The organism is Herbidospora sp. RD11066, from assembly GCF_054661255.1.
In genome coordinates this window covers 99,336-120,290 of the sequence record NZ_BAAGDO010000013.1, presented here as the reverse complement: position 1 = coordinate 120,290, position 20,955 = coordinate 99,336, and the positions used below count along the sequence as shown (strand labels likewise).

Here is a 20,955-nt window from a genome sequence, read left to right as displayed (position 1 = left end):
GCCGCCCTACGAGGAGATCTCGGCCGTCCGCTCGCGGAGCCGGTCGCGGATCTCCTCGGGGGTGTAGGCCCGGCGGCGGCGCTCCGCGCGCACCGCGACGACTCCGCTTGCCGCTACCCCGGCGAACGCGGCCAGGCCCAGGATTTTCCACCAGCGCATGTGCTTAGGTTACCGATATGAGCGGCATCACCCTCGACGAAGCGCTGACCCAGACCCGGACCGGAGACGTCTGGGTGTTCCGTGGCCGTTCGGTCCCCGACCGCGCGATCCAGATGACGACCAACAGCCCCGTCAACCACGTGGGCATGTCCGTCGTGATCGACGACCTGCCGCCGCTGATGTGGCACGCGGAACTGGGCAAATCCCTGATCGACATGTGGACGGGAACGCGCCAGCGAGGTGTCCAGCTCCACGACCTGCGCGACGCCGTGACGACCTGGTCGAACAAATACGGCCAGCGGGGCTGGCTCCGCCAGCTCCAGCCCGACGTGACCCGCGAGATGGAAGACGCCGTCCTCCAGACGATCGCCCGGCTCGACGGCACCCCGTTCCCCTCCACGGCACGGCTGGCGGGGCGGTGGATGCGGGGACGCCTGCCGTCGCGGCGGTCACGTGACATGGCGCTGGAGTCGGCCTACTGCGCCGAGGTGGTGGCGGTGACGTACGAGGCGATGGGCCTGCTGACGAAGCGCAAGGCGGCGAACTGGTACGACCCAGGGCGCTTCTGGAGCGGCGACCGGCTCGACCTGGCGACGGGCTACCGGCTGGGCGACGAGATCGCGGTCGACATCCCGAAGGTGGACCTTCCGAAGACCTGACCGGCAGGGGTAGGTTGGGCGACGGCGGGCTCCACCGCCCAACCTCCTTCAGCGGGTTTCCACGCGGCCCGTCGTCAGCGGAGGCAAAGGGGACATCATCGCCTCTGGAGCGCGGCGGATCCCGTTCACCTGGCGAGAACCGAAGCGGCCGAACCGAACATCGCGGGCGTGGGCCGGGTGTTCGCGTGTGCCGCGATGGAGTCGTCATGACCGGGAAGAAGCAGCTCAAGGCGCGCATCCGCGCCCGCATGGCCAAGACGGGCGAGAGTTACACCACCGCCCGCATGCACGTCGCCGGTGCGACCGGCCCCGAGATCGACCACGGCTGGGCCCTCCACGGCGGCCGTCACTCGGCCTCGGCGGCGGTGGCCAACATCATGCGCAACGGCGGGTTCCCCGTCAGTGAGCCACTGGTCTACGTGATCGGCGGAGGGCTCGGCGCGGGCTACATCCTGTGGGAGTTCAAGCGGCACGACGCCGCCGCGCTCGTGCTCGGGTTCCGCAACCGCTGGCAGTATCCGCAGAAGTGGATGGACACGATGCTGACCCGGCTGGGGGTGCCGTTCGACGTCCACACGACGGGGGGCGCCAAGGGTGCCTCAGCGCGGCTGTCGGCCGAGCTGGCCGCCGGGCGGGCGTGCGTGATCCTGCCCGACCGCTACCACATGGGCTACTGGCACGCCCCGGCCCACCTCGACGGATACGGCGGCCATCCGGTCGTGGTCTACCGGGAGGACGAGGGCGGGGTCTACGTCGACGACCGCAACCTCGCTCCGCTGCGGGTCGAACGGGACCGGCTGGACGCGGCGCGGGGGCGCGTGGGGTCGTACAAGAACCAGCTGCACGCGGTGACCCCGGCGGAGCCGAGGCTCGAAGAGGCGGTGCTGGCCGGGCTGCACGACTGCGCCGCCCACCTGAGCGGCTCCTCCGACTCGTTCTCGCTCCCGGCGTGGCGCAAGTGGAGCCGCGCCATCGTCGACGGGTCGATGGCCAAGGGCTGGCCGAAGGTGTTCGCCGACGGGCACGGGCTGGCGCGCGCGATGCTGTCGGCCTGGGAGGCGATCGAGCCGGTCGGCACCGACGGCGGCAACCACCGCGACCTGTTCGCCGACGGCCTGGCGGAGGCGGCCGACCTGCTGAACCTGCCGCTGCACGACCTGGCGGCCGAGTTCCGGCGCATCCACGGGCTGTGGCACGCGTTCGCCGAGACGGCGCTTCCCGAGGCGGAGAACCGGCGGGTGCGCGAGCTCATCGTGGCGATCCGGGCCTCGGTGGCCGAGAGCTCGGCGGGCGCGGCCGACGCGGAGGAGGCGGCCAGGGAGATGTGGGCGCTGAAGGAAGAGGCGGTGCCGCCGTCGCCCGAGTTCTTCCCGGCGCTGAGTGAACAGCTCGGCACCATCTACCAGGCGGAGACCGCGGCCATCGCGGCTCTGCGTGCGGCACTTCCGCCGCAGTAATGGACTGATTACGGGGCCCGCCACGCCGGGCCCCGCAATTCTCAGAATGGGACGCATTCGCGCGAATATTCCGGGTGTCCGTCGGCGAAAACGTCTTGCCGTGCGGCCGACGGCCGGGTAATCATCGCAGCGATGGACGCTAAAGTGCTGGCGGCACAACAATGGGTCAACGCCACCTATGACGGAATGACCGGATACCGCATGTGCGCCGAAGACGGCGTCACCGGCTGGGGAACGATGAATTCGCTCACCCGCGCCCTCCAGATCGAGCTGAAACTCCCGCATCCCGACGGCGACTTCGGGCCGATGACCCTGCGTGCCCTGACCGGCGTCGTGGTCGGGTCGGCGCAGTCGAACATCGTCCAGATCCTGCAGCACGGATTGTTCTGCAAGGGTTATTGGGGCGGCGACAAGCTCGGTGAATACGATTCCACCACCATCGCCTCGATAGAAAGGATCGCCGCCGACGCCGGTCTTTCCCCGGTGCAGGGTGACGTTCCCCCGAAGCTTTTCAAGGCGATTCTCACCATGGACGCCTATGTCGTCGTCTCCGGCGGAACGGAGAAAGTCCGGGCCGTTCAGCAATGGCTGAACTCGCGTTACACCGACCGGCGGAATTTCTACGTCATCCCCTGTGACGGGCTGTTCTCGCGAGACGTGCAGAAAGCCCTCTGGCTGGCGATCCAGTTCGAGCTGGGCATGGCCGACGACGCCGCCACCGGGAACTTCGGCCCCGGCACCCGCGCGGGGCTGCGCGACCACCCGCTGACCGTGGGCGACGCCGGGATCTGGGTCCGTATCTTCAGCGCCGCCTGCGTTTTCAACGGGCCGGTGCCCGGATACGGCGAGGCCGAGTTCACCGCCACCTTCGGCGTCGATCTGGCCGCCTATGTCCGGGCGTTCCAGACGTTCACCGAACTCGGCGTGACCGGCGGCGCCGACTACGCCACCTGGTGCCAGACGCTCGTCTCCACCGGGGACCCCGACCGCCCGGGCACCGCCGCCGACTGCATCACGACCGTGACGGCCGACCGGGCGGCGACGCTGTGGCACGCGGGCTACCGGTTCGTGGGCCGTTACCTCGACGAGAGGCCGAGCGCGACCCCGCTGAAGAAGCAGATCCAGGACGGCGAGCTCGACACGATCTTCGCGGCCGGGCTGCGGGTGTTCCCGATCTCCCAGTATTACGGCGCCGCGGCCGGCTACTTCACCTACGCCCAGGGTTACCTCGACGCGGTCGGCGCCCACCGCGCCGCCTCCGCCTACGGTTTCGACACGGGGACGGTCATCTACTTCGCGGTCGACTTCGACGCCACCCAGGCCGACATCGAGTCGCACGTCATCCCCTATTTCAAGGGCGTGGTCGGAGGGCTGGCCGTCCAGGGGAAGAAGTACGTCCACGGCGTCTACGGCTCGCGCAACGTGTGCGCCCAGGTGACCAAGAAGACCTTCGCCCGGTGGGCGTTCGTGTCGGGGATGTCGACCGGGTTCTCCGGCAACATGGGCTTCCCCCTGCCGGAGAACTGGGCGTTCAACCAGATCCAGACCCTGGTCGTAGGGACGGGCGCCGGGCGGATCGAGATCGACAAGGACGTCCGCAGATCGGGGGGCGATCCGGGTGTGGCGTCGGTCGGCAACCCCGCAGCCCCCGCCGACGGGTTCGTCGCCCATGTCAGAACCCTCTACGACCTGGCCGTCGGCTACGGCGGGGACGCGAACCGGCGGGTGCTGGAGTTCCTCCGCCACGAGGACTACGACGACGTCATGTGGCGGGGGCTGATCGGCGGGGTCGACCCGGGGTTCGTCCGGCACGTGCGCGACGCGGGCGTCACCCCGGTCAGGGAGTTCACCGACCCGTTCTACGGCGTCGCCCTGAAGGTCTCCCACCTGGGCGCGACCTGCAACGCCGTCTATGTCGACCCGCCACCGCTGCCGCTGATCGGGGAGAACCACTCCGACGTGGCGGGCTGGGGCGGCGACCTGATGACCTTCTACGGCGAGTGGCGCCGCGACATCGCGAGTTACGCCTCGGGATACGCCTACTGCGCCGAGAAGCTGGCCCAGCTCGGGGGCACGGGGACGTTCAAGCTCCGCGACCTGATCGAGGACGCCGACGCCTTCAACCTCGCGATGCGCGTGCGCGGCGGCGAGTCCATCGCCGACGCGGTCGAGTCCTACTACCAGGGCGGCGGCTATCTGACCCGGTTCGGCCGGTTCTACCAGGGCCGGTTCGGCGGCGACCCCGACACGGTGCGCGACCTCGCCTCTCGCATCCTCACGAGCAGCACCTTCCCGCTGATCACCCTGGGGCGCGCCTACCTGATCGAGACGACCGGAGGCGTGCCGACCCTGCTCCCGGAGTTCCTGCCTGGAGACCTCCTGGAGGAGTTCATCGACGGCTTCGTCGCGACCGTCCTCGCCCGAGCCGAAGAGGAGAACTGACCGATATGCGCACCTGAGCCGCGTCGGCGCCGGGTCGCGGCCATGATGGGGACGTGCCGACCGAAGAGCTCGTGGACCGGCGGTGGGAGGTCACCCGCCGCTGCGGCTACGGCGCCCTGCTCGCGTCGGTGATCGGCTTCACGGCTTGGGTGTACGGGCTGTGGACCGGCGCGTTCCTGGACCTGCGGCCCACCGGCGAATACTGCACCGGCGGCCCTCTCGACAGTCCCGCCACGAGCTGGACCTGGCTCCCGCTCAGCCACCGGTGTCACTTCGCCGACGGGACCGTTCTTGAGCTGGTCCCCGCTCCGGTCAACCTGATCGTGGACGTGTGCCTGATGGTCGCTATCTGCGGGGGAGCGGTGGCGATCCGAGCCTGGGCCGGACGTGTTCCGGCGGAGCCCGGCGCTGGCGGTGTCGTTCAGCGGGCTGGTGGATGACCCCGACGCCGAGTGGGTCTCGCCGATGACGGGTGGGGCCGGGCCCGTCGTGGTGGGCTCGACGGGCCTTGGCTCGGATGAGCCTGTCAGTTGCGGCGGGCCCTGTGGACGATCTCCAGGTCCCACGTCCCGCGGGGCTGGTTGTGCAGGTCCCAGTAGTGTTCGGCGATCTCCTCCGGGTCGAAGCCCGTCGGGCCGACCTCGCCGGGGACCGTGATGCTGGCGAAGTGGACCCCCTCGGAGCCCCACTCCTCGTCGAGCAGTGTGACCAGGGTGCGGACGCCGGCCTTGCCCAGAGACAGGCTCACGTAGTCGGGCCGGGGCTTCGGCATGCCGCTGGTGATGAGAAAACTGCCGCTGCCCCGCTTGGCCATGGCGGGGGCCACGTGGGCGGCGGCGATCAGGGCGCCGACGACGTTGACCGCCCAGGCGTCCTTGTGCTCCTCCACCGACAGGTCTCCCGGGCCGTCGGAGCGGACGATCGCGGCGTTGTAGACGACCACGTCGGGCAGGCCGTGGAGCTCGGCGGCCTCGTCGAGCGCGCCGCGCAGCGCCTCCTCGTCGGTGCTGTCGGCTCTCAACCCCACGACCGGGACGCCCATCGCCTCCTCGGCCGCGTGCAGCGTCCTGTCGCTGCGGGCGATCAGGGTGACGGCGTATCCCTCGCGGGCGAACCGGCGGGCCACGGCCTGGCCGATGCCCGGACCGGCTCCGATGATCACTGCTGCGGGCATGGAACGACCCCCTCTCCCCACGATCGACGATAGGGCGGTCACGTCAACGGCAGGGTCAAGCCGGGGGTGGGGTTTCGCCGGAGCCCCGGGGCCGCAGGGTGACGGGGACGGTGACCTTTCGGACCGGGGTCGACGGGTCGGCGATGCGCTTGCGGAGCATCGTGATGGCGGTGTCGCCGATCGCGGCGTCGTCCTGGGCGATCACGGTGAGGTCGGGGCGGAGGAGGGTCGCCAGTTCCGAGTCGTCGAAGCCGACGATCGCCACGGCGTCGGTCCGGTCGCGGAAGCGGCGGACGACCTCGACGCTCAGTGTCGCGTTCCCGGTGATGATCGCCGTCGCGGCGTCGGGGCCGGACAGGGCGCTTTCCAGGGCGGCCTGGATGCGTTCGGGCAGTATCGGGCCCGTGTGGATCATGTGGTCGGCGGCGGCACCGTGGGCGCGGATGCAGGCGCGGAAGGCCGTGGCGCGTTCCTGGGCGGTGTAGATGCGCTCGTCGTCGCCGATGTAGGCGATGCGCTGGTGGCCGTGGGCCACCAGGTGGGCGAAGGCGGTCTCGATGCCGGCCACGTTGTCGGACAGCACGCAGTCGACGGCCAGGCCCAGCACCGGGCGGTCGACCGCCACCAGCGACAGGCCCGCCGCCAGCTCGGGCACCAGGTAGCCGTGGTCGGCGCCGATGGGTTCGAGCAGTATGCCGTCGAAGCGGCGGCGGCACATCGACTCGACCACGTGACGCTCGATCTTCTCGTCGTCTTCGGTCGAGGCCGCCAGGACCATCAGGTCGGCCGCGCGGGCGGCGCGTTCCACGGCGCGGAGCACCGGGTTGACGTGGGAGAGCTGGCGGACCGCCGCGCCCAGCGTGCCCGTGACGCCCAGGCGCAGGTGGCGGGCGCGTTCGTCGGGGCGGTAGTCGAGGTTCGCGATGGCGGTGCGGACGCGTTCGACCAGTTCGGCGCCGACGGTCGCGTCGTCGTTGACGACCCTGCTGACCGTGCGGAGCGCCACGCCCGCCTCACGGGCGACGTCGACCATCGTGGGTCTGCGGCCCTTGCGTGCCCTCGGCTTCTCCTGCATCCGCCCATCATGCGCATGATCGCCCGTTGGCGCCATTCGGCCCGTGACCAATTCGTTGCCCGCCTCGCTCTTGAAACCTCCGCGCAACACTCTACGGTATCGGGATAACGTTATCTCAATCGGCTTCGGGGAGCCGGATCGTCAAGGAGGAGGACTGTGCCGATGCGCAGAACTTTGATATTCGGCCTGGCAGCGGCGCTGGCGGTGGCCGGTTGCGGCGTGGGCGAGACCCCCGCGCCCGCCGCCGAGGGCGGCGCCTCGGCGTCGGCCGGTGGCAAGGTCGAGCTGAGCTTCCTGGTCTTCGAGACGCCCAACCTGAACGCGGCCTTCTGGGACGCGGCCATCGCCCGTGCGTCGGCGAAGGTCCCCGAGGTGACCATCAAGAAGCTCGTGACGCCGAACATCGACCGCACGGCGTACGCCAAGCAGCTCGACGCGGCCGGGAACCTGCCCGACATCCTGCAGTCGGTCAACCCCGCCGGGTTCGCCCAGGCGGGCAAGCTCGCGCCGTTCACCGACGAGGAGCTGGTGAACTTCATCGCGCCCAAGGCGGGTGCCATCGGGGGCAAGGTCTACCAGCTCCCGTACAACACGCAGGTCATCCCTGTTGTCTATTACAACAAGGACCTTTTCTCCAAAGCGGGCATCACCGAGACGCCCAAGACGTACCAGGAGCTTCTGGACATCTCCAAGAAGCTGAAGGACGGCGGCACCACCCCGTTCATCGTGGGCGGCGGCGGCGCCGACACGTGGGCCGACATGTACCCGCTGACGGGTACCGTCGCCACGGACGTCTACAAGAAGACGCCCGACTGGCTGCTGAAGCGCGCCCAGGGCTCGGTCAAGTTCACCGATCCCGACTTCGTGGCCGCCGCCAAGAAGATCGAGGACCTCGCCAAGAACGAGTACATCGACCCGGCCGGCCTGTCGCGCTCCTACGCCGACACCGAGCAGGCCTTCCGTGACGGTAAGGGAGCCATGTACCCCATGGGCTCCTGGTTCGCCACCTCGGCCGACGCCAACAAGCCGTCCTTCGAGGTCGGCGCCTTCCCGTGGCCGACCGACGACGGCTCCCCGGTGACCCCGGTCTACACCGGCGGCGGCACCCTGGTGAGCTCCACCGCGAAGAACGTCGAGCTGGCCAAGAAGTGGGCCCTGGCGTTCGACGAGGACAAGGAGAACAACGACGCCTTCGTGAAGGCCGACGGCTCGATCCCGGCGATCAAGGGCTACACCCCGCCCGCCGACATGGGCCCGGTCTACAACGCGACCGTCGAGATCTACCAGAAGGGCATGACGGAGGGTTCCCTCTTCGACGCCTTTTCGCAGGAGGCCGGCGACGGCGCCCTGCCCCCCGGCCTGGCCGACAAGGCCGCCCTCGGCGTGCAGGACCTGATCACCGGCAAGAAGAACGCCCAGCAGTTCGCCGAGTTCCTCGACGACGAGTACGCCAAGGCGACGCAGTAACCTCCATGATCCAGACCCGGTATCGCGGGACGCGTCCGGACGCGCGTCCCGCGACCTCTCAGACCTGGTAACCCCATGACCCAGACGATGCACCGCGGTACGCGGGTGAAGGCACGGCCCGCCCACCCTCGCAAGAAACCCGGCAGATTCCTGCCCGGCCTGGGCAGGTTCGCCCTGTTCGCGCTCCCCGGCCTGGTGGCGTACGCGCTGTTCGTGCTCGTCCCGATCGGGATGACCGCGTACAACAGCCTCACGAACCTCAACCCGTTCAACCCGCCCACCCAGTTCGTGGGCCTGCGGAACTACGTCAACCTGCTGAGCGACACCGAGTTCCGCCAGGCGCTGCTGAACACCGTCATCATCACGGCCATCATCACGGTGCTGGCCAACGTGGGCGGGCTGCTGATCGCGATGCTGCTCGACCGGCCGACCAAGCTGTACGTGCTGCTGCGCGGAGTGTTCTTCACCCCCGTCGTGCTCAGCTCGGTCGTCATCAGCGTCATCTGGCAGGCCATCCTGACCGACGACGGGCTGCTCAACTCGGCCCTGCGCGGCATCGGGATCGACGAGCCGCCGGGCTGGCTGTCCGACCCCGACCTCGCGCTCTACTCCATCGCCTGGATCATGACCTGGCAGATGCTCGGCTTCTGCGTCGTGGTCTACCTGGCCGGGTTGCAGGGCGTGCCGCGCGAGCTCAACGAGGCCGCCGCGATCGACGGGGCCGGCGCGCTCCAGCGCTTCCGCAACGTCACCTGGCCGATGCTCGCCCCGGCGCTGACCATCAACGTGGTCATGCTCCTGATCACCGGGTTCAAGGCGTACGACCAGGTCAGGGTGATCACCAACGGCGGTCCCGGCAACGGCACGACCGTGACCATGGCCTTCCAGGTCGTCCAGACGGCCTTCGTGAGCAACCGGATCGGCTACTCGTCGGCGCTGGCCGCGGTGATGCTCGCGATCGTCGCGTTCATCTCGGTGGTCGTGCTCCGCTTCCTGCAGAAGAGAGAGGTGTCCCAGTGAACGCGCGGCCGATCGTCGCCACGTTCGTGGGCGTGGTGTTCTTCCTGCCCCTCTACCTGGTGCTGGTGAACATCTTCAAGCCGAGCGCGGCCGTGGTGGCCGACCCGGCCGGGCTGCCGTGGCCGCCCACCTTCGACAACCTCACCGCGGTGCTGAACCGGCCCGACCAGCTGTTCACCTTCGGCCTGATCAACTCGATCGCGGTGACCGCGCTGTCGGTGACCGTGCTGACCGTCTTCTCGGCGATGCTCGGGCACTACCTGGCGCGCTCGCGCCACTGGGGCGCCAAGGTCGTCATGGGCACGCTGCTGTGCGGGCTCATGATCCCGGTGCCGGTCATCATGGCGCCGATCACGACCGTGCTGAAATGGTTCGACCTGATGACGACCATCCAGGGGCTCGTGCTGGTGAACGTCGGCTACTACGTGCCGTTCGGGGTGCTGCTCTTCATGGGGTTCGTGAAGGGCGTGCCGCTGGAGCTCGAAGAGGCCGCCTCGCTCGACGGCGCGAGCCGGTTCCGGGTGTTCTGGCAGGTGGTCTTCCCCCTGCTGCGCCCCGCCTCGGCCAGCGTGATGATCTTCCTGGGCGTGTGGATCTGGAACGACTTCCTGACCCCGCTCATCGTGCTCGGCCCCGACAGCGGCACGACCGTGACGGTCGGCGTCTACCGCGCCATCGGGCAGTACCAATCGGACTTCGGGTCGGTCTTCGCCTTCATGTTCCTGGCGACGCTGCCGATCCTGATCTTCTACCTCGCCCTGCAGAAGAACTTCGTCAAGGGCCTGACCGGCGGAGCAGTCAAGGGATGAACCTGTCGATCGAGTCCACCGAACTGTTCGCCGGCCCGGCCGAGGCCCCTCGCCAGATCCTCCGGGTCACCACGTCGGCCCCCGGCGTGATCGACATCGAGGTCACGGGCGAGGCCTGGGGGGAACTCCGAGGTGTCTCCGGTACGGGAACACACGAGGTCCCGGTCACCACTGATGCCCGGCCGGGGGACATCATCAACATCACGGTGAACGCACAACAGGCCACGATGAAAGTGGCCGAACCGGGCTGGAGCGTCTACCTCGTCTCGCACTTCCACTACGACCCCGTCTGGTGGAACACGCAGGCCGGGTACGCCAGCGAGTGGGAGGCCCAGCCGGACGCTCAAGAGATCCGGATGAGCTTCCAGTTCACCGCCTTCCAGCTCATCGACGCCCACCTGGAACTGGCCCGGCGCGACCCCGACTACAAGTTCGTGCTGGCCGAGGTCGACTACCTCAAGCCCTACTGGGACACCTTCCCGGAGAACCGCGCCTACATCGCCAAACTCGTCGACGACGGCCGCCTGGAGATCATGGGCGGCACCTACAACGAGCCCAACACCAACCTCACCGGCGCCGAGACGACGATCCGCAACGCCGTCTACGGCGTGGGTTTCCAGCGCGACGTCCTGGGCGGCGAGCCCTCGACGGCCTGGCAGCTCGACGCCTTCGGGCACGACCCCCAGTTCCCCGGGATGATGGCCGACGCCGGGCTCACCTCCAGCGCGTGGGCCCGCGGGCCCTTCCACCAATGGGGTCCGATCCTGGAGGTCGGCACCTACGACACCCCCCACGGCGACCCGTCGGACATGCAGTTCCGCACCGAGTTCGAGTGGATCTCCCCGTCGGGGCGCGGCCTGCTGACCCACTACATGGCCGCCCACTACGGCGCGGGCTGGTCGATGGACTCCGCCCAGACGCTCGAAGCCGCGGAACAGTCGGTGTACGGCCTGTTCCAGGACCTCAAGAAGGTCGCCGCGACCAGGAACGTGCTGGTTCCCGTCGGCACCGACTACAGCCCGCCGAACAAGTGGCTGACCGACATCCACCGCGACTGGAACGCCCGCTACGTGTGGCCGCGGTTCCTGTGCGCGATCCCCCGTGAGTTCTTCTCGGCGGTCACCGCCGAACTGGCCGCCGAGGGCCGCCGCCTGTCGCCGCAGACCCGGGACATGAACCCGATCTACACCGGCAAGGACGTGTCGTACATCGACACCAAGCAGGCCCAGCGGGCGGCCGAGAACGAACTGCTCGACGCCGAGCGCTTCGCCGCCCTCGCCTCGCTGGCCGGGGGCGCCGAATATCCCGAGGCCGCGCTCGACAAGGCCTGGCGGCAGCTCGTGTTCGGCGCGCACCACGACGCCATCACCGGCACCGAATCGGACCAGGTCTACCTCGACCTGCTGGCGGGCTGGCGGGAGGCCTACGACCTGGCCGGAGAGGTGCACACGGCGGCACTGAAGCACCTGGCCGCGCGCACGTCGACCGAGGGCCGGACCGTCATCGTCTACAACGCCAACGCCTGGCCGCGCACCGACGTCGTGCGGGTGACCGTCCCGGCGCCCTTCACCGGGCTGACCGACGAGACCGGGGCCGAGGTCCCGTGCCTGGTCGAGCGGGCGGACGGCGGGCGGGCCGAGGTCGTCTTCCTGGCGAGCGACGTGCCGTCGGTCGGTTACCGCTCCTACCGCCTCGCCGCCTCGGGTGCCGGCGAGGAGTGGGCCGTCGAGGAGACGTCCACGATCGAGAACGAGTTCCACCGGATCACCGTCGACCCCGCGCGCGGCGGCGGGGTGGTCTCGCTGGTCGACCTGGTCACCGGCGACGAGCTGATCACGGCCGGTGAGGTGGGCAACGAGCTGGTCGTGTACGACGAGTACCACGAACACCCCGTCTTCCGTGAGGGCCCGTGGCACCTGCTGCCGACGGGCGTCTCCACGGGCAGTGCCGCTCTCCCCGCCCGTTCGGTGACCACCGAGCGGTCGCGGCTCGGCCGGCGGATCACCGTCACCGGTGCGCTCGGGCCCATCACGTACACACAGACGGTGACTCTGTGGAACGGCCTCGCGCGGGTGGACTGCGCCACCCACGTCGACGGCTTCGATGGGGCCGACAAGCTGGTGCGGCTCCGCTGGCCGTGCGCGGTGCCGGGCGCGATGCCCGTCTCCGAGGTCGGCCACGCGGTCGTCGGGCGGCCCTTCGCGCACCCCGACGTCGACACCGCCCGGCATCCCTGGACGCTCGACAACCCGGCCTACCAGTGGTTCGGGCTGAGCGCCCCGGCCCGGATCTCGTTCACCAACGGGACGGGCGTGCCGATCGCGGTCGCCGAGATCGTCGTGCCGCACGAGGAGGACACCGCCGACGCCCGCGACCTGGCGGTGAAACTGGCCCAGTCGGGGGTGACCTCGACGACCTCCTACGCCCGGGGCACCCGCTACGGGCTGCTGTCGTTCGACTCGAACCTGCCCGACGTGCGGTTCTCGATCGGCGGCCCGTTGGAGAACACCTTCACCGCCGAGGCGCTGCACGCCGCCGGGCCCGCCTATACGGAGGAGCTGGACCGGCAGCTCGCGGAGAAGGGCTCGGCCGTCGTCTGGCTGCCCGCCCGGTACACCCGCGAGCAGGCCTTCCACCCCGAGTCGGACCTGCGCGGTGTGCTCGATCTGCCCGTCGTGGTGATCGTCGGCTCGCCGGACAACGTTATCGAGGATCACGAGATCCGGATCGGCCAGGCCGCCGACCACATCGAGGAGCGCCGGACCGTCGCCGTGCTGAACCGGGGCGTGCCCGGGTTCGCCGTCGACACGCAGGGGCGGCTGCACATGTCGCTCATGCGGTCGTCGACCGGCTGGCCGTCGGGCATGTGGATCGACCCGCCGCGCCGGACCGCCCCCGACGGCACCGGGTTCGGCCTCCAGCACTGGAGCCACACCTTCGACTACGCCCTCGCCTCCGGCGGCGGCGACTGGCGCGACGCCGGGATCGTGGCGAAGGCGCACGACTACAACCACCCGCTGCGGCCGGTCGTGGAGGACGCGCACGAGGGCCCGCTGCCCGCGACCGCCTCGTTCGTCACCGTCGAACCGGCCGGGCAGGCGGTGCTGGCCGCGTTCAAGGCGGCCGGGAACCCGACGGCGGGCGGCGGCTCCGTTCCGGCCGACCCGCGCGACGGGGTGACCGCGCGCTTCTACGAGCCGCACGGCAGGGGCGTCCCGCTCCGGGTGACCTCGCCGTTCCCGCTGGTCGAGGCCGCCGTCGCGGACCTTCTCGAAACCGCCACCAGCGAGGCCAAGGTCCGGGACGGCGTGCTGGTGGCCGACCTCGGGCCGAGCGAGATCGCCACGTTCGTCCTGAAGACCGACACGCGCGATCCCGAAGGGCCTGGCGACCGGCTCGGCCGCACGGCCGAGCCCGCGCAGCCGGTGTTCTCGCGCTACTGGCTGCACAACCGGGGCTCGGCGCCGCTGGGCTACCAGCCCCTGAGCGTGTACGCCCGCACCGCGCCCGGCACGGTCACGGTGTCGCTGGCCAGCGATCTCGTGGACGCCACCGCCGAAGGCGAGGTCCGGGTGGTGGTGCCGCCCGGCTGGGAGGCGTCGCCGTCGGCGCGTCCGGTGCGGCTCGCGCCACGCGGCTGGACCACGTTCGACGTCGCGATCAGTCCACCCGCCGGGGCGGGCGAGGGGCCCTGGCCGGTGGCGGTCACGCTGACGCACGGCGGGCAGACCCACGAGGACGTCGTGTTCTTCGACGGTTTCGGGAATCCGGCCGGTGCCGGTCCGGCGTCGCAGCTCGCGGTCGACGTACCGGAAGAGGGCCTTTCGCTCTCCCCCGGGGAGCGAGCGGTGCTGCCGGTCACGGTGACCAACCACGCCGGGTTCGCCATCCGGGGAGAGGTCCAGGTCCTCGGGCCGTGGGGGACCTGGGAGGTCACCGGGGCGCTCATCCATCCGCTGGAGATCGGGCCGGGTGAGAGCCGGGTCATCGAAGTGGTCGCGGACGTGCCGCTCGGCATGCGGCCGGGGGAGTGGTGGCTGCTGGTGAAGGCCATGTGGTTCGGACGGGTGAGCTACTCGCCGTCCGTGCCGTTCGAGGTGCAGGGGTAAATGGTGATCGCCGCCCTCGTCGAGGGCACCTCTGTCACGCTGGAGCAGGTCACCGTTCGGATGGCCGCACTGCGCCGCGGCCCCCGCGGTGACCTGCTTCCGGCCGACGGCACCACCGAGGGCCGTCAGCTCCGCCGCTGGGTCGTGCAACTGCTGGTGGCCGAGCGGGTGATCGCCCATGAGGCTTCGAGGCGAGGCGTGCGGCCCGGCGGGCCGCCGATGGAGCTGTCGGCCACCGCCAAGCTGGAGCTCGGCAGCGTCATGGCGGCCGTGCTGGCGAGCGACCCGCTCGCGCAGGCCGTCTACCGCGACCTCACCGCCGAGGTCACGGTCACCGACGATGAGGTACGCCGCTACTACGCCGCCAACCCCGATCGCTTCCGGCCGGGCCCGGCCCGGCTGGTCACCCACCGGGGGCTCACCTACGCGGTGACCGCCGCCGACCTGGTGCCGGACGCCGTTTTCACGGCCGGCGACGGCGAACGGGTGGGGGAGTTCGTCGTGGGGGCGTACACGCGCAGGGACCTGACCCTGGACGAAGCGGCGCCGCGCATCCGCGCGGAGCTGCTCGACGCCGCGCGGCGGAGGCGGTTCGCGCTCTGGGCGGACGCCCGGTGCGCGGCCGCCGTGTTAACGCCCGGTTTCGAACACCCCGGCGACATCAGCCACTCTGATCACACGCACCGCCACTGAGGTGCAAGTTAAGGGAGGATCCAGGTAATTCTCAGTAAAAGTCCGTAAGGTCCACCCATGAACTGGAAACAACGGGTGAACGTTGCACTGGGCGAGTTCACCGGGTTCCATCTGACAAAGATGGGTGAGACTCCGTCGATGAGTGCGACGAAGACCGGCAAGGCGTCGAAGGCGGCCAAGCCCGCCGCCGCGCCCGCCTCGGATGTACGGCCCCCGGCCGATGTCCGGACCGACCGGCTACTGCGCGCACCGATCTTCGTGATGTCGCCGGTTCGGTCGGGCTCGACTCTGCTGCGTTCGATTCTCAACGCCCACTCGCTGCTGCACGCCCCCCACGAGCTGCACGTCCGCCGCCTCACCGTCGGATTCGGCACCGGGCTGGCCGAACGGGCGATGCACGCCCTCGGCCACAACCAGGCCGACCTGGAGCACCTGCTGTGGGACCGGGTGCTCCACCGGGAACTGCTGCGCAGCGGCAAGAGCCACATCGTCGACAAGACCCCCGCCAACGCCTTCGCCTTCGAGCGACTGGCGACCGCCTGGCCCGACGCCCGGTTCGTGTTCCTGCTCCGCCACCCCGTCTCGATCGCCCGCTCGTGGCACGAGGCCGACCCGGAGAAGCGCGACTTCGCGGCGGCGGCGGCCGACGCGCTGCGCTACATGAAGGCGGTCGAGAAGGCCCGCAAGGGCCTGGAGGGCCACACCGTCCACTACGAGGAACTGACCGACGACCCCGAAGGTCAGGTCCGCAAGATCTGCGACTTCCTCGCCATCCCCTTCGAGCCCGGCATGCTGCGCTACGGCTCGTCGCAGACGGTGGTGCAGAAGGGCCTGGGCGACTGGAAGGACAAGATCCGCTCCGGTGAGGTCCAGAAGGGGCGCGACCTGCCCGACGAGTCCGAGATTCCCGACGTGCTCCGCCCGATGAGCGTTAGCTGGGGGTACCTGTCCAAGTGAAGATCCGCTATATGCTCCTCCACGCGTACGGCATGGGTGGAACAATTCGGACCGTCATCACACAGGCGAACGCCATGGCCGAACGCGGCCACGATGTGGAGATCGTCAGCACCGTGCGGCGTCGGGACGACGCCCAGTTCCAGATCGACCCCCGGGTCAAGGTCAGCGCCATCGTCGATCAGCGCGGCGGCATCGAGCCCGTCACCTTCACCGACCGCGTGATGCGGCGGCTGCGCGGCAAGGCCGTGCCCGAAGGCGAGTTCGCCGCCCACTGGTTCACCGCCCACGTCGAGAAGGCCGTGACCGAATACGTCGCGGGCCTCGACGACGGCATCCTGGTCACCACCCGGCCCGGCCTCAACCTGATCGCCGCGCGGCACGGCCGCAAGAGCGTCGTGCGGGTCGGCCAGGAGCACATGAACCTGCGCACCCACAAGGAGCCGGTCCGCCAGGACATCGCCCGCCACTACGGGCGCCTCGACCTGGTCACCGTCCTCACCCGGACCGACATGCACGAGTACAAGCGGCTCGCGCCGGGAGTGAAGACCCGGCTGATGCCCAACTCCGTGCACATCGGCGGGCGCCGCCAGTCCGAGTTGGTGAACCGCCGCGTCATCGCGGCCGGCCGGCTGAAGACGCAGAAGGGCTTCGACCTCCTCATCCCCGCCTTCGAGCAGGTCCCGCACCGCGACTGGACCCTCGACGTGTACGGAGAGGGCTCCTCCCTCCCCAAGCTGCTCAACAAGGTCACCCAGGCCGACCGCATCCGCTTCAGGGGCCGCACCGAGAAACTGTGGGACGAGCTCGCCGACTCCTCCATCTACGTGCTCAGCTCCCGGTTCGAGGGCCTGCCCATGGTGATGCTGGAGGCGATGGCCCACGGCCTGGCCGTGGTCAGCTTCGACTGCCCGACGGGCCCCGGGGACGTGATCGTCGACAACGTCAACGGCCTGCTGGTGCCCCCCAAGGACACCACCGAGCTGGCCAAGGCGATCACCCGCCTCATCGAGGACGACACCCTGCGCAAACGGCTCGGCGGCGCGGCCCTGGAGACGGCCAGGAACTACACGGCCGAATCGATCATGCCGCGCTGGGAGGCGCTCTTCACCGAACTGCTCGCGGGCCGTTAGCCCCGGTATTACCCTTCATCGGTGATCCACGGCATCGACGTGTCCGACTGGCAGGGCCCCGTCGACTGGACGGCCCACGCCGAGACCGACGCGGTGTTCGCCTTCGCGCGAGCCACCGAGAGCGACCGGCTCGCCGACTCCCGTTTCGCGGAGAACTGGACGGCCATGGGCCGCACCGGTTTCGTCCGCGGGGCCTACCACGTGGCCCGCCCGCTGGGCGACGCCCGTGCCCAGGCCAGGCACTTCCTCGACACGGCCAGGCTCGCCCCCGGCGACCTGGCCGCTCTGGAGTTCAAGGCCACCGACGGGCTGCCCGCCCCCGAGGTCGCCGAGTTCGGCCGCACCTGGTGCGCCGAGGTGACCCGCAGGTGCGGGCTGCTCCCGTTCGTGTGGACGCATCTGCACTTCGCGGCCGAGGGCTACTGTCTGGGTTTGGAGAACTACCCTCTCTGGATCGCCGACCCGGGCCGTCCCATGGGGGAGCCCCGGGTGCCCGCGCCGTGGACTTCATGGGCCATCCAGCAGTACGCCGCCAGCCCGCTGGATCTCGACGTCTTCGCGGGCACCGTGGCCGAGCTGATCGCGCTGGGCGCGCCGGACCGGCGCGGGAAATAGGGATTCGGGAATCCCGGTAGAGTCGGCCTGTCATCCACGCTCGTCGTTCAAGGAGAACCATCGTGTCCGCTATCACCGTCACCGTCGCAGGGGTCGAGCGCTCGGTCGACGAGGGCACGACGTACGGGCAGTTGCTGGAGGCCGACGGGCGGACCGTGATCGCTGCCCGTTCTAATGGCGATTTGCGCGATCTGGCGGCTCTGGCTGCTGAGGGAGACGTCGTCGAGCCGGTCGAGATCGGCAGCGACGACGGCCGGGCGATCATGCGCCACTCGGCGGCCCACGTGATGGCCCAGGCCGTCCAGGAGATCTTCCCCGAGGCCAAGCTCGGCATCGGGCCGCCCGTGGAGAACGGCTTCTACTACGACTTCGACGTCAAGGCTCCCTTCACCCCCGACGACCTCAAGCGCATCGAGAAGCGCATGCGCGAGATCGTCAAGCAGGGGCAGACCTTCTCCCGCCGGGCCGTCTCCGACGACGACGCCCGCGAGGAACTGGCCGGCGAGCCCTACAAGCTGGAGCTGATCGGCCTCAAGGGCGGCGCCGACCAGTCTGATGTGCAGGGCGACTCCGGTGAGAGCGTCGAGGTCGGCGGCGCCGAGCTGACGATCTACGACAACCTCGACCCCAAGAGCGGCGACCTGGTCTGGAAGGACCTGTGCCGCGGTCCCCACCTGCCCTCCACCCGCGTGATCCCCGCCTTCAAGCTGATGCGCTCGGGCGGCGCCTACTGGCGCGGCAGCGAGAAGAACCCGCAGCTCCAGCGCATCTACGGCACCGCCTGGGAGTCCCGCGAGAAGCAGGACGAATACCTGGCCTTCCTCGAAGAGGCCGAGAAGCGCGACCACCGCAAGCTGGGCGCCGAGCTCGACCTGTTCTCCTTCCCCGACGAACTCGGCTCGGGCCTGCCGGTCTTCCACCCCAAGGGCGGCGTGATCCGCAAGGTGATGGAGGACTACTCGCGCAAGAAGCACGAGGAGGCCGGCTACTCCTTCGTCAACACCCCGCACATCACCAAAGACCACCTCTACAAGGTCTCGGGCCACCTCGACTGGTACGCCGACGGCATGTTCCCGCCCATGGAGCTCGAGGGCGCGCGCTACTACCTCAAGCCGATGAACTGCCCGATGCACAACCTGATCTTCAAGGCGCGCGGCCGCTCCTACCGTGAGCTGCCCCTGCGGACCTTCGAGTTCGGCACCGTCTACCGCTACGAGAAGTCGGGCGTCGTCCACGGCCTGACCCGCGTGCGCGGCCTGACCCAGGACGACGCGCACATCTACTGCACCCGCGAGCAGATGCGCGGCGAGCTGGTCTCGCTGCTGCGCTTCGTGCTCGACCTGCTGCGCGACTACGGCCTCAACGACTTCTACCTCGAACTGTCGACCAAGGACCCGGTGAAGTTCGTCGGCGACGACGCCACCTGGGAAGAGGCGACCCAGGTCCTGCGCGAGGTCGCCGAGGGCGAGAGCCTTGAGCTGGTCCTCGACCCGGGCGGCGCGGCCTTCTACGGCCCCAAGATCTCCGTCCAGGCCCGCGACGCCATCGGCCGCACCTGGCAGATGTCGACCATCCAGCTCGACTTCAACCTGCCGGAGCGCTTCGAGCTCGAATACACCGCCGCCGACGGCTCGCGCCAGCGCCCCGTCATGATCCACCGGGCGCTGTTCGGCTCGATCGAGCGCTTCTTCGGCGTGCTGACCGAGCACTACGCGGGGGCGTTCCCGGCGTGGCTGGCGCCCGTGCAGGTCGTGGGGATTCCCATCTCGGACGACCACGTGGCCTACCTGCAGGACGTCGCGAAGAAGCTCAAGGCCCACGGCATCCGGGTCGAGGTCGACTCCTCCTCCGACCGGATGCAGAAGAAGATCCGCAACGCCCAGAAGTCGAAGGTGCCCTACATGCTGCTCGCGGGCGACGACGACGTGGCCGCCGGTGCCGTGTCGTTCCGCTACCGCAACGGCGAGCAGAAGAACGGCGTCTCCGTTGACGCGGCCGTGGCCGAGATCGTCGACGCGGTGGAGCGCCGTCTCGGCTAGTTGACGTCAAGTGTGCTTGAGGTTTTAACGTCGAGTGCATGACGATCAAGGAGTACCCGCCGGAGGTTCTCAACGGTCAGCCCCTGGGGGCGTGGACGGGGGAGGCCTATCGGCGGGTGGTGGGCGCGATCCGTTCTGAGCTCGCGGTGGAGGGGCTGGCCCAGCCGCACTGGTGGACCCTCAACCACGCGGCAGGCGCACCCGGTCGCTGGACCCGCACCGAACTGGCCTCGCGCCTGGCGGCGTGGGAGGACCTCGGGCTCGACTTCGACGCGGTCTTCGACGACCTGGTGGGGCGGGGCTGGCTCGTCGATGACGGCGGTCTGACCCTGACCGCCGATGGTGAGGCGGGGCGGCTGCGTGCGAAGGAGCGACTGGGTCCGGTCCTGGCCCGCACCCGCGAGGGCGTCGACCCCGACGACTTCGTGACCACCATCAACGTGCTGCGTCGCGTCGTCGCCAACCTGGGCGGCGACGGCGACCTGCCCGCATAGGAAAGACCCCATACGCGCGTCCGGCCTGGATTTCTGGCGGCCAGGTTCGACACCGCCTGGCGCCGAACCGTCCGGGCCCGGTGCGCTGTGACCCCGCTTCACGCCCGCTTCATGGTCCGGCTTCACGGTCCGGCTTCGTGATGAGGCGAGGGCGGGGGCCCATCGGCTGTTCCCGCCCTCGATTCGTGCTCAGTGCCCTCGGCGCGTGGCCCGCGCCATGGGCGTTCCGTCACCCCACCGGAAATCGGCGGGGCGGCCGGCTAGGGGTTGTCGTAGCCGATCCAGTTGATCTGCCAGCCGTAGCCCTGGGCCTGGGCCGGGGTCAGGGCCGAGCCGTCGCGCCACTGGACGTAGACGCGGAAGCCGGTGGCGGTCGGTGAGTAGATCGCGCTGGGCCCGACCAGCGACCACTGGTTGCCGCCGGGCCCGGTGACGGAGGTGACGTAGATCGGCGTGCCGGTGAAGCGGCCCGAGGTGGTGTCGACGTCGATGTAGATGCCGTTGGCCCCGTAGGCCTTCCAGCCCTGTCCGGAGACGGTGTTTCCTGCGGCGATGCGTGCGGTCGGCATGGAGGGGGGTCCTTCCGTGGAGGGATTATCACTTTCAGTATCTGAATGATTACTTAGAGTGTCCACCGATAACCCCCTGTCCTCACC

Annotated in this window: 18 protein-coding genes; 14 read left to right on the top strand and 4 right to left on the bottom strand. The window is 69.6% G+C overall.

Annotated elements, in window-relative coordinates:
• Positions 1-6: 6 nt before the first annotated feature.
• Positions 7-159, bottom strand: a complete 153-nt coding sequence (locus tag ACYQ78_RS35685; RefSeq protein ID WP_169807662.1) for a hypothetical protein — start codon at positions 157-159, stop codon at positions 7-9.
• 17 nt (positions 160-176) lie between these two features.
• Here ACYQ78_RS35685 and ACYQ78_RS35680 point away from each other — a divergent pair, with 17 nt between their 5' ends.
• The 4 genes from ACYQ78_RS35680 to ACYQ78_RS35665 all read left to right on the top strand — a co-directional run bounded on the left by ACYQ78_RS35680 (position 177) and on the right by ACYQ78_RS35665 (position 5,157).
• Complete coding sequence (locus tag ACYQ78_RS35680; RefSeq protein ID WP_459805389.1) at positions 177-818, top strand: hypothetical protein; 642 nt, start codon at positions 177-179, stop codon at positions 816-818.
• A 206-nt stretch (positions 819-1,024) separates the two neighbouring features.
• Complete coding sequence (locus ACYQ78_RS35675; RefSeq protein WP_459805388.1) at positions 1,025-2,275, top strand: BtrH N-terminal domain-containing protein; 1,251 nt, start codon at positions 1,025-1,027, stop codon at positions 2,273-2,275.
• Between the two features lie 132 nt (positions 2,276-2,407).
• Positions 2,408-4,717 carry a glycoside hydrolase domain-containing protein gene (locus tag ACYQ78_RS35670; RefSeq protein ID WP_459805387.1) on the top strand — a complete coding sequence of 770 codons (2,310 nt, stop codon included), beginning with the start codon at positions 2,408-2,410 and terminating at the stop codon, positions 4,715-4,717.
• A gap of 53 nt (positions 4,718-4,770) precedes the next feature.
• Positions 4,771-5,157 carry a hypothetical protein gene (locus ACYQ78_RS35665; protein WP_459805386.1) on the top strand — a complete coding sequence of 129 codons (387 nt, stop codon included), beginning with the start codon at positions 4,771-4,773 and terminating at the stop codon, positions 5,155-5,157.
• Positions 5,158-5,243: 86 nt separating this feature from the next.
• Here ACYQ78_RS35665 and ACYQ78_RS35660 read toward each other — a convergent pair whose 3' ends face one another.
• Both ACYQ78_RS35660 and ACYQ78_RS35655 read right to left on the bottom strand, forming a co-directional pair.
• Positions 5,244-5,891, bottom strand: a complete 648-nt coding sequence (locus ACYQ78_RS35660; protein WP_459805385.1) for an SDR family NAD(P)-dependent oxidoreductase — start codon at positions 5,889-5,891, stop codon at positions 5,244-5,246.
• 55 nt (positions 5,892-5,946) lie between these two features.
• Positions 5,947-6,966, bottom strand: a complete 1,020-nt coding sequence (locus ACYQ78_RS35655) for a LacI family DNA-binding transcriptional regulator (RefSeq protein ID WP_459805384.1) — start codon at positions 6,964-6,966, stop codon at positions 5,947-5,949.
• Between the two features lie 162 nt (positions 6,967-7,128).
• On the opposite strand from ACYQ78_RS35655, the gene ACYQ78_RS35650 reads away from it, so the two are divergent.
• The 10 genes from ACYQ78_RS35650 (at position 7,129) to ACYQ78_RS35605 (ending at position 20,299) form a co-directional block, all read left to right on the top strand.
• Positions 7,129-8,433, top strand: a complete 1,305-nt coding sequence (locus ACYQ78_RS35650) for an ABC transporter substrate-binding protein (RefSeq protein WP_459805383.1) — start codon at positions 7,129-7,131, stop codon at positions 8,431-8,433.
• 75 nt (positions 8,434-8,508) lie between these two features.
• Positions 8,509-9,453, top strand: a complete 945-nt coding sequence (locus ACYQ78_RS35645) for a carbohydrate ABC transporter permease (RefSeq protein WP_459805382.1) — start codon at positions 8,509-8,511, stop codon at positions 9,451-9,453.
• Entirely contained in the window at positions 9,450-10,262 is an 813-nt protein-coding gene (locus tag ACYQ78_RS35640; RefSeq protein ID WP_459805381.1) for a carbohydrate ABC transporter permease, read from the top strand. Before ACYQ78_RS35645 ends, ACYQ78_RS35640 begins: the two co-directional genes overlap by 4 nt.
• Positions 10,259-14,371: a glycoside hydrolase family 38 N-terminal domain-containing protein gene (locus tag ACYQ78_RS35635; protein WP_459805380.1), complete on the top strand. Its 4,113-nt coding sequence runs from the start codon at positions 10,259-10,261 to the stop codon at positions 14,369-14,371. The genes ACYQ78_RS35640 and ACYQ78_RS35635 overlap by 4 nt, the downstream gene beginning before the upstream one ends.
• Entirely contained in the window at positions 14,372-15,064 is a 693-nt protein-coding gene (locus ACYQ78_RS35630) for a DUF7158 domain-containing protein (protein ID WP_459805379.1), read from the top strand.
• 138 nt (positions 15,065-15,202) lie between these two features.
• On the top strand, positions 15,203-16,021 hold the full coding sequence (locus tag ACYQ78_RS35625; RefSeq protein ID WP_459805378.1) for a sulfotransferase family protein: 819 nt from the start codon (positions 15,203-15,205) through the stop codon (positions 16,019-16,021).
• An 11-nt stretch (positions 16,022-16,032) separates the two neighbouring features.
• A complete protein-coding gene (locus ACYQ78_RS35620) occupies positions 16,033-17,151 on the top strand; it encodes a glycosyltransferase family 4 protein (RefSeq protein WP_459805377.1) in 1,119 nt (372 codons plus the stop codon).
• 21 nt (positions 17,152-17,172) lie between these two features.
• Complete coding sequence (locus ACYQ78_RS35615; protein ID WP_459805376.1) at positions 17,173-17,766, top strand: glycoside hydrolase family 25 protein; 594 nt, start codon at positions 17,173-17,175, stop codon at positions 17,764-17,766.
• Positions 17,767-17,828: 62 nt separating this feature from the next.
• Positions 17,829-19,805, top strand: coding sequence for a threonine--tRNA ligase (gene thrS, locus ACYQ78_RS35610; RefSeq protein WP_459805375.1), 1,977 nt, complete (start codon positions 17,829-17,831; stop codon positions 19,803-19,805).
• A gap of 38 nt (positions 19,806-19,843) precedes the next feature.
• Positions 19,844-20,299 carry a MarR family transcriptional regulator gene (locus tag ACYQ78_RS35605; protein ID WP_459805374.1) on the top strand — a complete coding sequence of 152 codons (456 nt, stop codon included), beginning with the start codon at positions 19,844-19,846 and terminating at the stop codon, positions 20,297-20,299.
• A 260-nt stretch (positions 20,300-20,559) separates the two neighbouring features.
• On the opposite strand, the gene ACYQ78_RS35600 is transcribed toward ACYQ78_RS35605, so the two are convergent.
• Entirely contained in the window at positions 20,560-20,868 is a 309-nt protein-coding gene (locus tag ACYQ78_RS35600) for a hypothetical protein (RefSeq protein WP_459805373.1), read from the bottom strand.
• Positions 20,869-20,955 lie beyond the last annotated feature (87 nt).

What these genes read in the sequence shown, in the direction of transcription:
- ACYQ78_RS35675 (WP_459805388.1), top strand. Translation starts at nt 1,025, where the DNA reads ATGACCGGGAAGAAGCAGCTCAAGGCGCGCATCCGCGCCCGCATGGCC.
- ACYQ78_RS35655 (WP_459805384.1), bottom strand. Translation starts at nt 6,966, where the DNA reads ATGCAGGAGAAGCCGAGGGCACGCAAGGGCCGCAGACCCACGATGGTC.
- ACYQ78_RS35630 (WP_459805379.1), top strand. Translation starts at nt 14,372, where the DNA reads ATGGTGATCGCCGCCCTCGTCGAGGGCACCTCTGTCACGCTGGAGCAG.
- ACYQ78_RS35620 (WP_459805377.1), top strand. Translation starts at nt 16,033, where the DNA reads ATGCTCCTCCACGCGTACGGCATGGGTGGAACAATTCGGACCGTCATC.
- ACYQ78_RS35645 (WP_459805382.1), top strand. Translation starts at nt 8,509, where the DNA reads ATGACCCAGACGATGCACCGCGGTACGCGGGTGAAGGCACGGCCCGCC.
- ACYQ78_RS35600 (WP_459805373.1), bottom strand. Translation starts at nt 20,868, where the DNA reads ATGCCGACCGCACGCATCGCCGCAGGAAACACCGTCTCCGGACAGGGC.
- ACYQ78_RS35660 (WP_459805385.1), bottom strand. Translation starts at nt 5,891, where the DNA reads ATGCCCGCAGCAGTGATCATCGGAGCCGGTCCGGGCATCGGCCAGGCC.
- ACYQ78_RS35635 (WP_459805380.1), top strand. Translation starts at nt 10,259, where the DNA reads ATGAACCTGTCGATCGAGTCCACCGAACTGTTCGCCGGCCCGGCCGAG.
- ACYQ78_RS35625 (WP_459805378.1), top strand. Translation starts at nt 15,203, where the DNA reads ATGAGTGCGACGAAGACCGGCAAGGCGTCGAAGGCGGCCAAGCCCGCC.
- ACYQ78_RS35650 (WP_459805383.1), top strand. Translation starts at nt 7,129, where the DNA reads ATGCGCAGAACTTTGATATTCGGCCTGGCAGCGGCGCTGGCGGTGGCC.
- ACYQ78_RS35670 (WP_459805387.1), top strand. Translation starts at nt 2,408, where the DNA reads ATGGACGCTAAAGTGCTGGCGGCACAACAATGGGTCAACGCCACCTAT.
- ACYQ78_RS35605 (WP_459805374.1), top strand. Translation starts at nt 19,844, where the DNA reads ATGACGATCAAGGAGTACCCGCCGGAGGTTCTCAACGGTCAGCCCCTG.
- ACYQ78_RS35680 (WP_459805389.1), top strand. Translation starts at nt 177, where the DNA reads ATGAGCGGCATCACCCTCGACGAAGCGCTGACCCAGACCCGGACCGGA.
- ACYQ78_RS35685 (WP_169807662.1), bottom strand. Translation starts at nt 159, where the DNA reads ATGCGCTGGTGGAAAATCCTGGGCCTGGCCGCGTTCGCCGGGGTAGCG.